Annotated in this window: 8 protein-coding genes; 6 read left to right on the forward strand and 2 right to left on the reverse strand. The window is 63.7% G+C overall.

Going from position 1 to position 15,557, the window contains the following annotated elements; translation table 11 throughout:
• The first annotated feature begins 288 nt into the window (after positions 1 to 288).
• The 6 genes from PVE98_RS03655 to lplT all read left to right on the forward strand — a co-directional run bounded on the left by PVE98_RS03655 (position 289) and on the right by lplT (position 12,635).
• Positions 289 to 1,518, forward strand: a complete 1,230-nt coding sequence (locus PVE98_RS03655) for an MdtA/MuxA family multidrug efflux RND transporter periplasmic adaptor subunit (RefSeq protein WP_096073741.1) — start codon at positions 289 to 291, stop codon at positions 1,516 to 1,518.
• Positions 1,515 to 4,718, forward strand: coding sequence for an efflux RND transporter permease subunit (locus PVE98_RS03660; protein ID WP_333620478.1), 3,204 nt, complete (start codon positions 1,515 to 1,517; stop codon positions 4,716 to 4,718). The genes PVE98_RS03655 and PVE98_RS03660 overlap by 4 nt, the downstream gene beginning before the upstream one ends.
• Positions 4,715 to 7,816, forward strand: coding sequence for an efflux RND transporter permease subunit (locus tag PVE98_RS03665; protein WP_096073739.1), 3,102 nt, complete (start codon positions 4,715 to 4,717; stop codon positions 7,814 to 7,816). Before PVE98_RS03660 ends, PVE98_RS03665 begins: the two co-directional genes overlap by 4 nt.
• Positions 7,817 to 7,819: 3 nt before the next feature.
• Positions 7,820 to 9,208, forward strand: coding sequence for an efflux transporter outer membrane subunit (locus tag PVE98_RS03670; RefSeq protein WP_096073738.1), 1,389 nt, complete (start codon positions 7,820 to 7,822; stop codon positions 9,206 to 9,208).
• A 77-nt stretch (positions 9,209 to 9,285) separates the two neighbouring features.
• A complete protein-coding gene (gene aas / locus PVE98_RS03675; RefSeq protein ID WP_333621359.1) occupies positions 9,286 to 11,436 on the forward strand; it encodes a bifunctional acyl-ACP--phospholipid O-acyltransferase/long-chain-fatty-acid--ACP ligase in 2,151 nt (716 codons plus the stop codon).
• The gene (gene lplT, locus PVE98_RS03680; protein ID WP_096073736.1) at positions 11,433 to 12,635 is read left to right on the forward strand and encodes a lysophospholipid transporter LplT; all 1,203 of its coding nucleotides are present in this window, start codon (positions 11,433 to 11,435) and stop codon (positions 12,633 to 12,635) included. The genes aas and lplT overlap by 4 nt, the downstream gene beginning before the upstream one ends.
• Here lplT and PVE98_RS03685 read toward each other — a convergent pair.
• Positions 12,632 to 12,799 (reverse strand): type II toxin-antitoxin system CcdA family antitoxin, encoded by a 168-nt coding sequence (locus PVE98_RS03685; RefSeq protein ID WP_127908393.1) that lies wholly within the window; start codon positions 12,797 to 12,799, stop codon positions 12,632 to 12,634. The two genes, lplT and PVE98_RS03685, sit on opposite strands and share 4 nt — an antisense overlap.
• Positions 12,789 to 15,518, reverse strand: a complete 2,730-nt coding sequence (barA, locus tag PVE98_RS03690) for a two-component sensor histidine kinase BarA (protein ID WP_033752129.1) — start codon at positions 15,516 to 15,518, stop codon at positions 12,789 to 12,791. The genes PVE98_RS03685 and barA overlap by 11 nt, the downstream gene beginning before the upstream one ends.
• Positions 15,519 to 15,557 lie beyond the last annotated feature (39 nt).

Raw genomic sequence — 15,557 nt, forward strand, 5'->3', positions numbered from 1 at the left:
CAAGGATAATCCACCCTGTTTATTGCACCAACCCACGCGGATGCGTGGGTTTTTTTTTGCCTGTTATTAACCACTTACGTTTTACTCACTCACGTCAGCAAATGACGCTGCATGACGCGCTGAGCGTCGGCTGGAAAGTCTGACCATTCTTAACGCAACCCTTACGGTTTGCCGATGGAAAAACAGACGGGGCTTCGCGGATAATACGCGGCGTGATGATTGATAAACGCAATAATCCCCTGAAAAGGAGGGGATTTTTTCTTTCTACTTCTGGCAAGACTGTTAACCATGACTAATGCGTCCCGCACCTTCCGTTCCCGCTGGCTTAAATGGCTGCTGCTGTTCATCCTGATGGTGATTATTGCCGGCGTTGTCTGGCGGATGCTGCCGGCCGGCAAAGGAGAGGGCGCGATGCCGCCCGGCGGTCGTCACGGCGGACGCGGTGGGCCAACGGGCATGGCGATGATGGGCGGCGGCGCGACGCTGGTGCACAGCGGCGTGGCGACCACCGCCGACGTGCCGGTTTACCTCAACGCGCTCGGCACGGTGATCCCTAACGCCAGCGTTACCGTCACCAGCCGCGTCGACGGCCAGCTGGAGAAGGTCTACTTCACCGAAGGGCAGAAGGTCGAGGCGGGCCAGCTGCTGGCGCAGATCGATCCGCGCGGCTTTCAGGCGACGCTGAATCAGTACCAGGCGGAGCTGAGCGAAAACCAGGCGCTGCTGAAAAGCGCCGAGCTGACGCTGGCGCGCTACCGCAAACTCTACGCGCAGGATTCGCTGGCGCGTCAGGATCTCGACACCCAGACCGCCACCGTCGGGCAGTATCGCGGCGCGGTGGCCGCCGACCAGGCGCAGATCGCTAGCGCGAAGCTGAGCATTGAGTATGCGCGCATTACCGCGCCGGTCAGCGGCCGCGTCGGGCTGCGGCTGGTGGATCCGGGCAATATGGTGCAGAGTTCCAGCACCACCGGGCTGGTGACCATTACCCAGATGCAGCCCGCCGCCGCGACCTTTAGCGTGCCGCAGAGCAATATCCCCGAGCTGATCAAGGCGCTGCACAGCGGCCAGACGCTGCCGGTCACCGCGTTCGACCAGGACAACAGCCGCGCGCTGGCGCAGGGCGAAGTGAAGTTCATCAGCAACCAGATCGACACCAGCACCGGCACCGTGGCGCTGAAGGCGACTTTCGCCAACGAGGACGAGGCGCTCTACGCCAACCAGTTCGTCAATCTGCGTTTGCAGACCAGCATCCTGAAAGGGGCGACGGTGATCCCGTCGCAGGCGCTGCAGCTGAGCAGCGACGGCAGCTTCGTCTTTGTGATCAATAAAGACAACAGCGTGACGCGCAAGGCAGTCTCCGCCGGTCCGGCGTTCGGCGACGACAGGCAGGCGATCCTCAAAGGCGTCGAGCCCGGCGATCGGCTGGTTACCGAAGGGATCGATCGCCTGACCAACGGCAGCAAAGTGCAGCTGGCGGATGAGACGCAACCGACCGTAACCGCCGAGGCAAAATGAACCCGTCACGCCTGTTTATCCAACGCCCGGTCGCCACCATCCTGCTGATGGTGGGCGTGCTGGTCGCCGGCATTTTTGCCTATAAATTCCTGTCGACCTCGGCGCTGCCGCAGGTGGACTATCCCACTATCCAGGTCACCACCCTCTATCCCGGCGCCAGCCCTGACGTGATGGCGTCGTCGGTGACCTCGCCGCTGGAGCGCCAGCTGGGGCAGATGGCGGGGCTGAGCCAGATGACCTCCACCAGCTCCAGCGGCTCCTCCATTATTACCCTGAAGTTCGGCCTCGATCTCTCGCTCGACGTAGCGGAGCAGGAAGTGCAGGCGGCGATCAACGCCGCTAACAACCTGCTGCCGACCGATCTGCCCAACCCGCCGACCTATAAAAAGGTCAACCCGGCGGACAGCGCGGTGATCACCCTGGCGGCCAGTTCAGACACCCTGCCGCTGACCCAGGTGCAGGATCTGGTGAATACCCGCGTGGCGCTGAAGCTGTCGCAGATCTCCGGCGTCGGCATGGTGACGCTGGCGGGCGGCCATCAGCCAGCGATTCGCGTGCAGATGAACCCGACGGCGCTCGCCGCTCATCATCTGACGCTGGAAGATGTCAACACGCTGATCGGCAACAGCAACGTCAACGGCTCCAAGGGCGGCTTCGACGGCAAATATCACTCGGTGACCATCGACGCCAACGACCAGCTGCGCACCGCCGAGGAGTACGGCAACCTGATCCTCACCTATCAGAACGGCGCGGCGCTGCGCCTGAAGGATATCGCCCATATCGAGCAGGGGCCGGAGAACAGCTTCCAGTCCGCCTGGGCCAACAACAGCCCGGCGATTGTCATCAGCGTGCAGCGCCAGCCGGGCGCCAACGTGATTCAGGTGGTGGACAACATCAAGGCGGCGCTGCCGACCCTGCAGGCCGCGCTGCCGGACGGGGTAAAGATAACGATACTTTCCGATCGCACCCAGACCATCCGCGCCTCCATCAGCGACGTGCAGTTCGAGCTGTTGCTCTCCATTGCGCTGGTGGTAATGGTCACCTTTCTGTTCCTGCGCAACGTGGCGGCGACGCTCATCCCCAGCGTGGCGGTGCCGCTGTCGCTGGTGGGCACCTTCGGCGTGATGTATCTGGCGGGCTTCAGCCTCAATAACCTGTCGCTGATGGCGCTGACCATCGCCACCGGCTTCGTGATCGACGACGCCATCGTGGTGGTGGAGAATATCTCGCGGCGGCTGGAGGAGGGCGAAACGCCGATGCAGGCGGCGCTGAAGGGCTCGCAGCAGATCGGCTTTACCATTATCTCGTTGACCTTCTCGCTGATTGCGGTGCTGATCCCGCTGCTGTTTATGGGCGATGTCGTTGGGCGGCTGTTTCGCGAATTCGCCATTACCCTGGCGGTGTCGATTCTGGTGTCGATGCTGGTGTCGCTGACCTTAACGCCGATGCTGTGCGCTTATCTGCTGCGCCATATCCCACCGGAGCGGCAGTCGCGCTTTGCGCGCAAGGGCGGCGAGCTGTTCGACAAGCTAATCCGCGGCTATGACCGGCTGCTGACGGGGGTGCTCAATCACCAGAAGCTGACGCTGCTGGTGGCGCTGGCCACCTTCGCGCTCACCGCGCTGCTCTATATGGCGGTGCCGAAAGGCTTCTTCCCGACCCAGGACACCGGGCTGATCCAGGGTATCACGCTGGCGTCGCAGGATGTCTCTTTTAGCGAGATGGCGAAGCGTCAGCAGGCGCTGGCGAAGGTGGTGCTGGCCAACCCGGCGGTGGAGAGCGTCTCTTCCACCATCGGCATCGACGGCAGCAACACCAGCCTCAACAGTGGACGTCTGCAGATTAACCTGAAGCCGTTCGACCAGCGCGACGACAAGGCCGACGTGGTGATTAAACAGCTGCAGCAGGCGGCGACCCAGGTGGCGGGCATTCAGCTCTATATGCAGCCGGCGCAGGATCTGACGGTTAACGATCAGGTGACGCCGAGCCAGTATCAGTTCACCCTCGACGATGCCGACAGCGAAAATCTGGTCAGCTGGTCGCCGCAGCTGGTGGCGGCGCTGCAGAAGCGGCCGGAATTCAACGGCGTGGTCAGCAACCTGCAGGATCAGGGGCGCGTAGCCTGGGTCGAGCTGAACCGCGATAAAGCGGCGCGCTACGGCATTACCGCCTCGGACGTCGATACCGCGCTCTATAACGCCTTCGGCCAGCGTCTGGTCTCGACCATCTTCACCCAGTCGAACCAGTATCGCGTGGTGCTGGAGGTGGCGCCGCAGTATCAGCAGTCGCCCGCCTCGTTTGAGGATATCTATCTGCAGCCCGCGACCAGCAGCAGCAGCGCGACGTCGGGCAGCTCGACCTCAACCTCGACCAGCGCCAGCTCGACCTCGACGACCAGTTCGACGTCCGCCACCAGCACGACCGCGGGCATGGTAAAGCTGACCGCTGTCGCCACCATCCACCAACGTGCCGGTTCGCTGATGCATATGCGGCTGAATCAGTTCCCGGCGGTGACGATCTCCTTTAACCTGAATAGCGGCTACTCGCTGGAGGATGGACAGAAGGCGATCGCCAAGGTGCAGCAGCAGCTGGCAATGCCGTCGAGCATTACGCTGCGCTACCAGGGCGAAACCGCCGCCTTCCAGAGCGCGACCGGCAATACCCTGTGGCTGATCCTCGCCGCGCTGCTCACCATGTACGTGGTGCTGGGCATTCTCTACGAGAGCTTTATCCATCCGGTGACCATTCTCTCCACGCTGCCCTCGGCGGCGGTCGGCGCGCTGCTGACGCTGCTGCTGGCGGGCAGCGAGTTCAGCCTGATTGCGCTAATCGGCGTGATCCTGCTGATCGGCATCGTGAAAAAGAACGCCATTATGATGATCGACTTTGCGCTGGAGGCGGAGAACAAGCAGCACCTCAGCCCGCGCGAGGCGATCCATCAGGCCTGCCTGCTGCGCTTCCGACCGATTCTGATGACCACCATGGCGGCGCTGCTCGGCGCGCTGCCGCTGATGCTGGCGTCGGGCTCCGGCGCGGAACTGCGCCAGCCGCTGGGGCTGGTGATCGTCGGCGGGCTGATCGTCAGCCAGGTATTAACGCTCTTCTCCACGCCGGTGATCTATCTCTGGTTTGACGCCGTCGCGCAGCGCGGCAACGCCTGGGTGACACGCCGCCAGCAGCGGTCGCGAGGCGCGTCATGAACCTGACGCGGCTGTTTATCTTCCGGCCGGTCGCCACGCTGCTGCTGACGCTGGCGATCCTGCTGCTCGGCGCGCTTGGCTACCGGCTGCTGCCGGTCGCGCCGCTGCCGCAGGTCGATTTCCCTACCATTATGGTGAGCGCCAGCCTCGCCGGCGCCAGTCCGGAAACCATGGCGGCGACGGTGGCGACGCCGCTGGAGCGCGCGCTCGGGCAGATCGCCGGCATCACCGAAATGACCTCCAGCAGCTCGCAGGGATCCGCCAGCATTATTTTGCAGTTTGAGCTGGACCGCGATATCAACGGCGCGGCCCGCGACGTGCAGGCGGCGATCAACGCCTCGCGCAGCCTGTTGCCGAGCAGCATGGCGTCGCTGCCGACCTACCGCAAGGCTAACCCCTCCGACGCGCCGATCGTGATGCTGGCGCTCACCTCGGAGACGCGCACCCCCGGCGAACTCTACGATCTGGCCGAGAGCAAGATCGAGCAGGCGATGGGGCAGGTGAAGGGGGTAGGCGAAGTCTCGCTGATGGGCAGCGCGCTGCCTGCGGTGCGTATCGACCTGCAGCCGCAGAAGCTGACGCACTACGGCATCGCGCTCGATACGGTGCGCAGCGCCGTCGCCAACAGCACCACCAATTTGCCGAAAGGGATGCTGCAGGGCAGTAGCCAGTCGTGGGTGGTGGACAGCAACGGCCAGCTCGACAAGGCGGCGCAGTACCGCGATCTTATCATCGCTTATCAGGACGGCAAGGCGGTGCGGCTGCACGACGTCGCCACCGTCTACGACTCGGTGGAGGATCAGTATCAGGCCGGCTTCCTTAACGCCGCGCCGTCGGTGATGATCGGCATTAAGCGCCAGGCGGGCGCCAATATGCTTGACACTATCGACGCGATTAAGGCGCAGCTGCCGGCGCTGGAGAAAGATCTGCCCGCCGATACGCAGCTCAACGTGGTCATCGATCGTTCGCCCGGGGTGCGCGCCTCGCTCTACGACACCGAAGAGACGCTGCTGATCGCGGTGCTGCTGGTGATCGCCGTGGTGTTTATCTTCCTGCGCAACCTGCAGGCGGTGGTGATCCCGGCGCTGGCGCTGCCGGTGTCGCTAATTGGCACCTGCGCGGTGATGTATCTGCTGGGCTACAGCCTCGACAACCTGTCGCTGATGGCGCTGATCATCTCCACCGGCTTTGTGGTGGATGACGCCATCGTGGTGCTGGAGAACATTACGCGCCATATCGAAGAGGGCTTAGGGCCGGTGCGCGCGGCGGTGCGCGGCGCGCGCGAGGTGAGCTTTACCGTGCTGTCGATGACGGTGTCGCTGATCGCCGTCTTTATCCCTATTCTGCTGATGGGCAGCATCGTGGGCCGCCTGTTCCGCGAATTCGCCGTTACCCTCACGGTGTCGCTGCTGATCTCGATGTTCGTCTCGCTCAGCCTGACGCCGATGCTCTGCTCGCGGCTGCTGAAGCGCAAGCCGCGCGTCACGAAAAGGCCGCACCCGGTCTATCAGTTTATCGAGAACCATCTCAACGCGCTGCTGGCCGCCTATGCGCGCGGGCTGAACTGGGTGATGCGCCATCAGAAGTTGACGATGTTCAGCCTGCTGCTGACCGTGCTGCTCAATCTGTTTCTTTATAGCGTGGTGCAGAAGGGCTTCTTTCCCAATCAGGATACCGGCCTGCTGATGGGCGCGCTGCGCGCCGATCAGAATATTTCGTTTCAGGCGATGAAGCCGAAAATGCTGATGTTCACCAAAATCATTCAGGCCGATCCGGCGGTAGAGAGCGTCATGTCCTCGATGGGCAGCGGCATGTTCGGCTCGCGCAACAGCGCCAATTTCTTTGTGCGGCTGAAGGATCTCGACCAGCGCGACGTCACCGCTACCGAAGTGGCCAACCGACTGAGCATGAAAACCAGCCATATCGCCGGCGCGCAGATGTTTCTGATGGCGGCGCAGGATCTGCATATCGGCGGACGCAGCGCCAACGCCAGCTATCAGTACAGCCTGCAGGCGGACGACCTCGATCTGCTGCGCAGCTGGACGCCGAAGGTGCAGGCGGCGCTGGCGGCGATCCCGCAGCTCAACAGCGTCGACTCCGACTCGCAAACCGGCGGCCAAGAGGTGGTGATTAATATCGATCGCGACCGCGCCACGCGCCTCGGCGTCAACGTGCAGATGCTCGACACCATGCTCAACAACGCCTTCAGCCAGCGCCAGGTCGCCACGCTCTATCACACGCTGAATCAGTATCACGTTGTGATGTCGCTTAACAGCAGCTACACGCGCGATCCGGCGATTTTGCAGCAGCTCTATGTGGTTAACGACAGCGGCGATCGGGTGCCGCTCTCCGCCTTCGCTACGCTGACCAGCGGCAACGCGCCGCTGTCGGTGGCGCATCAGGGACAGTCGGCCACCAGCACCGTCGCCTTTAACCTCAACGACGGCGTCTCGCTGGAGCAGGCGCAGGCGCTGATCAAGCAAGCGATGGCGAAGCTCGGTCTGCCCTCCAGCATCCAGGCCGGTTTCGCCGGCACCGCCGCCGCCTTCGGCCAGCTGACGGCCACCATGCCCTGGCTGATCCTGGCGGCGCTGGCGGCGGTCTATATCGTGCTGGGCGTGCTCTACGAGAGCTACGTGCATCCGCTGACCATTCTCTCGACGCTGCCGTCGGCGGGCGTCGGCGCGCTGCTGCTGCTGCTGCTCACCAACACCCAGCTCACGGTGATTGCGCTGATCGGCATCATCCTGCTGATCGGCATCGTCAAGAAGAACGCCATTATGATGATCGACTTTGCGCTCGACGCCGAGCGCCGTCTCGGCCTGACGCCGCAGCAGGCGATTGTGCAGGCGTGCCTGATGCGCTTTCGCCCCATCATGATGACCACGCTGGCGGCGTTTTTCGGCGCGCTGCCGCTGGCGCTCGGCAGTGGCGGCGATGCCGATCTGCGCAGCCCGCTCGGCATCGCCATTGCCGGCGGCCTGGCGCTGAGCCAGCTGCTGACCCTGTTTACCACGCCGGTGGTCTATCTCTGGTTCGACCGTCTGAGTCGCGCCACCCAACGTCAGTGGCGCCGTTTGCGCCATGCGGAATCCTGATTGATGAAAACGCTTTCTCTCGCTTTACTGCTGCTGCTCGGCGGCTGCGCCGTCGGCCCCGACTATCAACGCCCCAGCGCCAGCGTGCCGCTGCACTATAAAGAAGCCAAAGGCTGGCAGCGCGCCACGCCGCAGGACGATCAAAGCAAAGGCGAATGGTGGACGGTCTATCACGACGATACCCTGAGCGGCCTGCTGCGGCAGGTGAGCATCTCTAACCAGAACGTCGCCAGCTACGCCGCGCAGTACCGCGAAGCGCAGGCGCTGGCCGCTCAGTCGCGCGCCGCGCTCTTTCCCACGCTCGGCTATGACGCCAGTGGAACGCGCAGCGGCACCCGTTCCACCAACAGCGGCGCGCGCAGCGTCACCAACAGCAACTCGGCGCAGCTAAGCGCCAGCTGGGAGGTGGATCTGTGGGGCAAGCTGCGCCGCACCCGCGAAGAGAATGCCGCCAGCGCCCAGGCGAGCGCCGCCGAGCTGGCGAACGTGACGCTCAGCGCCCAGTCGGAGCTGGCGCAGGACTATTTCCAGCTGCGTATTATGGATGAGAAGATCGCGCGCTATCAGCAAAGCGTGGCGGCCTACGATCGCTACCTGAAAGTCATTGAGAATAAATACCAGGCGGGCAGTGAGTCGCGCGCCACCCTGGCGCAGGCGCAGATGCAGCTGGAGAGCGCGCGCGCCTCGGCGCTCGACCAGCAGTGGCAGCGGGCCCAGATGGAGCACGCTATCGCGCTGCTGATCGGCAAAGCGCCGGCCGACTTCAGCCTGCCGGCGGCGCAGCTGACCGCGACGCTGCCGCCGCTACCGCAGGCGCTGCCGTCGCAGCTGCTGCAGCGCCGTCCCGATATCGCTTACGCCGAACGCAACGTCGCCGCCGCCAACGCCGCCGTCGGCGTGGCGATTGCCGGCTACTATCCCGATCTGACGCTGAGCGCCAGCGGCGGCACCAGCGCCTCGGCGCTGCATAATCTTTTCTCGCTGCCCTATCGCGTCTGGTCGCTCGGCCCCGATCTGAGCGGCACGCTGCTCGACTTCGGCGCTACCTCGGCGAAGGTGGATCAGGCGCGCGCCGCCTGGGACGCCAGCGTCGCCAGCTATCGCCTGGCGGTGCTGACGGCGATGCAGGAGGTCGAGGACGATCTGGTGGAGCTGAACACCCTGACCAGCGAGCTCGCGGCGCAGCAGCGCGCCACCGATGCCGCGCGCGAGTCGGCACGCGTCACGCGCAACCAGTATGAGGCGGGTATGATCGACTATCTCGACGTCGCCACTACCGAAACCAGCAGCCTGAGCGCGCAGCAGAGCCTGCTGACGCTGCAAAGCACGCAGTGGGTTGCCAGCGTGGCGCTGATCGCCGCGCTCGGCGGCGGCTGGCAGAGCGCGCCCTAAATCGCGCCTTTACGCTTGTCGAACGACGTCAGATCCTGCATCGTTAGGAACCTTTTTAGCGATGCTATGGAGCTGGCATGTTGTTTACATTTTTACGTCTGGTCTGCCGCCTGCTGTGGCGGGTGGAACTGCGCGGCGACGCCGCCGCGCTGCATCAGGGAAAAGTGCTGATCGCGCCGAATCATATCTCTTTTCTCGACGGCGTGCTGCTGGCGCTGTTCCTGCCGATCAGACCGGTTTTCGCGGTTTACTCCGCCGTCAGCGATCGGTGGTATATGCGGCTGGTGAAGCCGCTGATCGATTTCGTTCCGCTCGATCCAACCCGGCCGATGTCGATCAAGCAGCTGGTGCGGCTGATCGACAGCGGCCGTCCGGTGGTGATTTTCCCGGAAGGGCGCATTACCGTGACCGGCTCGCTGATGAAAATCTACAGCGGCGCGGGGTTCGTCGCCGCCAAATCGCAGGCCAACGTGGTGCCGATGCGCATCGAAGGCGCGGAGTACACCCCTTTCGGCCGCCTGGCGGGCGTCTTTAAACGCCGCCTTTTTCCGCGTATCACCCTGACCATCCTGCCCGCCACGCGCATTCCGATGCCGGAGGCGAAGCGCGCGCGCGACCGACGCCAGCTCGCCGGCGAGCACCTGCACCATATTATGATGGAAGCGCGCATGGCGGTGCGCCCGCGCGAAACGCTCTATGACGCTTTCCTCAACGCCCGCACCCGCTACGGCGCCTTCAAGCCCTGTATCGAAGACGTCAATATGCAGCCCGACAGCTATACCGGCCTGCTGAAAAAGGCGCTCGGCGTCGGACGCATTCTTGAGCGCTACAGCCAGCCGGGCGAGATCGTCGGCCTGCTGCTGCCGAATGCGACGGTGACCGCGGCGGCGATCCTCGGTGCGTCGATGCGCGGGCGCGTGCCGGCGATGCTCAACTACACCGCCGGCGTCAACGGCATGCGCGCGGCGCTCACCGCGTCGCAGGTGAAAACTCTCTTCACCTCGCGCCAGTTTCTGGAGAAGGGCAACCTCTGGCATCTGCCGCAGGGGCTGACCGAGGTCGAGTGGATCTATCTGGAGGATCTGCGCGACACCGTGACGACGCAGGACAAGCTCTGGATCCTCGCGCATCTGCTGCTGCCGCGTCGTGCGCAGGTGGCGCGCCAGCCGGAAGAGGCGGCGATAGTGCTCTTCACCTCCGGCTCGGAAGGCAACCCCAAAGGGGTGGTGCATTCGCATAAAAGCTTGCTGGCGAACGTGGAGCAGATCCGCACCGTGGCGGATTTCACCCCGCGCGATAAATTTATGTCGGCGCTGCCGCTGTTCCACGCCTTCGGCCTGACGGTGGGCCTGTTCACGCCGCTGATGACCGGCGCGCAGGTGTTTCTCTACCCCAGCCCGCTGCACTATCGCATCGTGCCGGAGCTGGTCTACGACCGCAACTGCACCGTGCTGTTCGGCACCTCGACCTTTCTCGGCAACTACGCGCGCTTTGCCGCGCCTTACGATTTCGCCCGCCTGCGCTACGTGGTGGCGGGCGCGGAGAAGCTGCAGGAAGCGACGCGCCAGATCTATATGGAGAAGTACGGTATCCGCATTCTGGAAGGCTACGGCGTAACCGAATGCGCGCCGGTGGTGGCGATCAACGTGCCGATGGCGGCAAAAACGCACACCGTCGGCCGCATCCTGCCGGGCATGGATTCGCGGCTGATGTCGGTAGAGGGCATCGAGCAGGGCGGACGGCTGCAGCTGCGCGGGCCGAATATCATGAACGGCTATCTGCGCGTCGAGAATCCCGGCGTGCTGGAAGCGCCCGCTGCCGACAACGGCGAAGGGCAGATGGAGGCGGGCTGGTACGATACCGGCGACATCGTCTCCTTTGACGAAGGCGGTTTCTGTCAGATTCAGGGGCGCGCCAAACGCTTCGCCAAGATCGCCGGCGAGATGGTATCGCTGGAGAGCGTCGAGCAGATCGCCCTGAAGGCGTCGCCGGAGAAACAGCACGCGGCGTCGCTGCGCGCCGACGGCAACCGCGGCGAAGCGCTGGTGCTCTTTACCACCGACGCCGGGCTGAAGCGCGACGGGCTGCAAAAGGCGGCGCGCGAACTGGGCGCGCCGGAGCTCGCCGTGCCGCGCGACATTCGCGTGATGAAACAGCTGCCGATGCTGGGCAGCGGCAAACCGGACTATGTCAGCCTGAAAAAACTGGCGGATGAGGAGCAGGCATGAGCAGGCTAAACACGCAGGCGATGTCGCTGAGGTCGCGCGGCATGCTGGCGGTGATGGGCGCGCAGTTCTTCTCCGCCTTTGGCGATAATGCGCTGCTTTTCGCCACGCTGGCGCTGCTGAAAAGTCAGCTCTATCCCGACTGGAGCCAGCCGGTGATGCAGATGTTGTTCGTCGCCGCCTATATTCTGCTGGCACCCTTTGTCGGTCAGATGGCGGACAGCTTCGCCAAAGGCCGCGTCATGATGTTCGCCAACAGCCTGAAGCTGCTGGGGGCGCTGCTGATCTGCTTCGGCTTTAATCCTTTCGTGGGTTATACGCTGGTGGGCATCGGCGCGGCCGCTTATTCGCCTGCCAAGTACGGCATTCTTACCGAGCTGACCTCCGGCGAGAAGCTGGTGAAGGCCAACGGCATGATGGAGAGTTCTACCATCGCCGCGATCCTGCTCGGATCGGTATCGGGCGGCGCGCTCGCCGACTGGAGCCTGCCGGCGGCGCTGGCGCTCTGCGCGGCCACGTACGCGGTGGCGGTGGCGGCAAACCTGTTTATTCCTGCGCTTGCCGCGGCGCGGCCGGGACAGAGCTGGCACCTTGGCGCGATGCTGCGCCGCTTTTTCCATGCCTGTTCAACGCTGTGGCATAACGCGGAGACGCGCTTTTCCATTCTCGGCACCAGCCTGTTCTGGGGCGCGGGCGTGACGCTGCGCTTCCTGCTGGTGCTCTGGGTGCCGGTGGCGCTCGGCATCAGCGACAACGCCACGCCGACGACGCTCAACGCCATGGTGGCGATCGGCATCGTGGTCGGGGCCGGCGCTGCGGCGAAGCTGGTGACGCTGGAGACGGTGCGCCGCTGCATGCCCGCCGGCGTGCTGATCGGCGTAATGGTGGCGATCTTCTCGCTGCAGCATTCGCTGGTGAACGCATACCTGCTGCTGATGGTGATCGGCGCGCTGGGCGGCTTTTTCGTGGTGCCGCTTAACGCGGTGCTGCAGGCGCGCGGCAAGGCGAGCGTCGGCGCGGGCAATGCGATCGCGGTGCAGAACTTCGGCGAGAATATCGCCATGCTGGTGATGCTGGGGCTCTATACGCTGGCGGTGAAAGCGGGCGCGCCTGCGGTCGCGACCGGCGTCGGCTTCGGCGCGCTGTTTGCGCTGGCGATTGCGGCGCTGTGGCTGTGGCGGCCGAAAGCCGCCGCGCGTTAAAACTGCAGGTGCTGGTCCGAGAGTAAACCGTGCGCTTGCGTTATTCGGTTGAGTTCGGCCAGCGCCGCCGCGTTAACCTGTCGCCACGGCTGTGGCGATGCGGCGACAGAAGGCTCTCTGCGTTGCCGGCCGCCGCGCTCTTTTTTGTTCTCTTTAGCTTTCACCCAACAACCTCCGCGCCTCGCGCGCCACGTTTTCCATTTCGTCCTGCAGCTCCAGCAGCTCTGGCTCCAGGTCGTCGATATCGCCGATCTGGCGCAGGTTCTTCTCCAGCTGACGACAGAGTTGCTTCATGCGCGGCACGCCGCTGTAGCTGGCGCTGCCGTGCAGCTTATGAATGATCTCGCGCAGTCCCTGCACATCTTTCGCCGCCATAAAGGCGTCGAGTTTTTCATGCACCTCAGGTAGAAAGTCGAGCAGCATTGTCAGCATATCACGCGCCAGATCGGGCTTGTTCGCCGCCTGGCGCAGCGCCAGCTCCCAGTCGAGCGACGGCGAAACGGCAGGCACCGGCGGCAGCACAGCAGGCAGCGCCGGACTGTAGCGCGCCAGCAGCTGGCTGAGCCGGGTTTCGTCGATCGGCTTCGCCAGATAGTCGTTCATCCCGGCTTTAATCAGATGTTCGCGCTCGCCGTCGATGGCGTGCGCGGTGACCGCCACAATCGGCGTACTGGCGTGCAGCGGCAGGCTGCGAATAATTTCGCTGGCGCGAATGCCGTCGATCTCCGGCATCTGGATATCCATCAGGATGATATCCAGCGGCTGCGCGCGTGCTGCGGCGATCGCCTGCTCGGCGTTGTTGCATAACAGAATATGCTGCACCTGCTCCTCCAGCAGCGCGCCGATCAGCTTGAGGTTGGCGGGATTATCGTCCACCGCCATGACCCGCAGCGGCAGACGCGCGCCGTTGGGCAGTTCGCTGCGCTGGCGGGTATGCAGATCGGCCAGCAGCGGCAGCAGACGCGTGGTGGAGACCGGTTTGGTGATGCAGCCGTGAATGCCGCGCACCTTGAGCCGATCCGCCAGCAGCATCATGGCGCTCGGCAGTGCCAGCAGCACGCAGTCGGCGCGGTTGAGCAGGGCGTCGATAAAGGCGTCGTCCAGCAGCTCCTGCTGCGTGATGTCGATCGGCAGCCCGACCAGCAGCAGCGGATAGTGCGGCTCACGCAGGCCCGACAGCGTTTCGCTGTGCTCGACCTGCAGCGGCGTAACGCGCAGCATCTTCAGCGCCGCGTCGGCCGAGGCGGCATGCGCTTCGACATAGGCCATGCGCGAGCGCGACAGGGCGTCGAGCGCGCGCGGCAGCGTCGGCGCGTTGGGATTGAGATCGAGCTGTATCCGCACCCAGAAGGTCGAGCCTTCGTTGACGCGGCTGTGGAAGGCGATCTCGCCGCCCATCTCGCTGACCAGCTTCTGGGTGATCACCAGCCCCAGCCCGGTGCCGCCGTGGCGGCGGGAAATACTGGCGTCCGCCTGGCGAAACGCCTGAAACAGCTGGGTTTGCTGCTGCTCGGAAATGCCGATGCCGGAGTCGTGCACCTGAATCTCCAGCTCGACGCGCGTGGCGCTGACGGCGCGCTGTTCGACGCGCAGATCGATAGTGCCGCGCTCGGTAAACTTAATGGCGTTACCCAGCAGATTGATCAGAATCTGCTGCAGGCGCAGCGGATCGCCGATAACGTTATCCGGCACGCTGCTGTCGCACAGCACCGTCAGCTCCAGCCCTTTTTCGTGCGCCGACGGCGCCAGCAGCACGATGGTTTCATCCAGGGTGGCGCGCAGCGGGAAAGGGATCGACTCCAGCACCAGCTTGCCCGCCTCCAGCTTGGAGAAGTCGAGCACGTCATTGATAATGCTGAGTAAATTATTGGCTGAGCGCTCAATGGTGTGCATGTAGTCGCGCTGGGTGGTGCCAAGGGCGGTTTTCAGCATCTGACGGGTAAAGCCGATCACGCCGTTGAGCGGGGTGCGCAGCTCGTGAGACATATTGGCGAGAAACTCCGACTTGATGCGCGCCGCTTCCTGGGCGCGCTTTTTCGCCAGGTCCAGCTCGACGTTCTGAATTTCCAGCTGCTCCAGCGTTTCCCGCAGATCCCAGGTCGCCTGATCGATATTGTGCTGCATCTCTTCATGGTAGGCGGTGAGCGACATCGCCATGGCGTTGATGCCGTTTTTCAGAATGCTGAGCTCCCCCAGCATATAACCCTCGACGCGGCTGTCGAGCTGACCGCGACGAATGCGGTCGACGGTGGTAACCATATTGCGAATCGGACCGGTAACGTCGCGCATCAGGCGATAGGCGAACAGCATGGCGAGGCAGAGACAAAACAGCAGCATCAGGGTGGCGACAAACACTTCTTTATACTGCTGCAAACGCACCGACTGGAGATCGAGCTCGATCGCCACGTAGCCGAGCGGATTGCCCGCCGGTTTCGCCTCTTCGCTCGGCTGTTCGTCTACCGCATAGTGCTCAGAGGTTATCGGCGTGCGCAGGATCAGCAGCGTGCCGTGGCGCTCCATCGAGACGTCGTCCGGCAGCGCGTGGATATCCTCTTTCTGCAACAGGCTCAGGTTCTGATTGTTATTCGAGGTGACGTAGAGACGGTTATTGTTGTCGAACACGGAAATGGCGCGGACAATATCGGAGTGACGGCGGTGCAGCAGGCTGACCAGCGCGCGCAGCGCGTCGCGGTCGTGCCAGCTCATACTGTATTCGCTGGAGATCGCCAGCGGCTCGATGATGCTGGCGCCCGCGTCCACTACCTGCCGCTGCAGTTCGTTGTAGCGATGCACCACGAAAAACGAGCTGAGCAGCAGCCCGATCATTAACGTCGGCGCCAGGATTAAAATCATCATTCGCGCCCGCAGGCTGTATTTCGTCATAATAGTCGCTGGCTTAGCCTGTTATCCCTGTGCGCGACA

Source organism: Pantoea sp. GABEPS69, assembly GCF_045780835.1.
In the GTDB taxonomy this organism is placed as follows: Bacteria; Pseudomonadota; Gammaproteobacteria; order Enterobacterales; family Enterobacteriaceae; genus Pantoea; species Pantoea septica.

Coding starts and splice junctions, on each gene's coding strand:
- PVE98_RS03660 (WP_333620478.1), top strand. CDS start 1,515: ATGAACCCGTCACGCCTGTTTATCCAACGCCCGGTCGCCACCATCCTG.
- PVE98_RS03670 (WP_096073738.1), top strand. CDS start 7,820: ATGAAAACGCTTTCTCTCGCTTTACTGCTGCTGCTCGGCGGCTGCGCC.
- barA (WP_033752129.1), bottom strand. CDS start 15,518: ATGACGAAATACAGCCTGCGGGCGCGAATGATGATTTTAATCCTGGCG.
- PVE98_RS03665 (WP_096073739.1), top strand. CDS start 4,715: ATGAACCTGACGCGGCTGTTTATCTTCCGGCCGGTCGCCACGCTGCTG.
- lplT (WP_096073736.1), top strand. CDS start 11,433: ATGAGCAGGCTAAACACGCAGGCGATGTCGCTGAGGTCGCGCGGCATG.
- aas (WP_333621359.1), top strand. CDS start 9,286: ATGTTGTTTACATTTTTACGTCTGGTCTGCCGCCTGCTGTGGCGGGTG.
- PVE98_RS03655 (WP_096073741.1), top strand. CDS start 289: ATGACTAATGCGTCCCGCACCTTCCGTTCCCGCTGGCTTAAATGGCTG.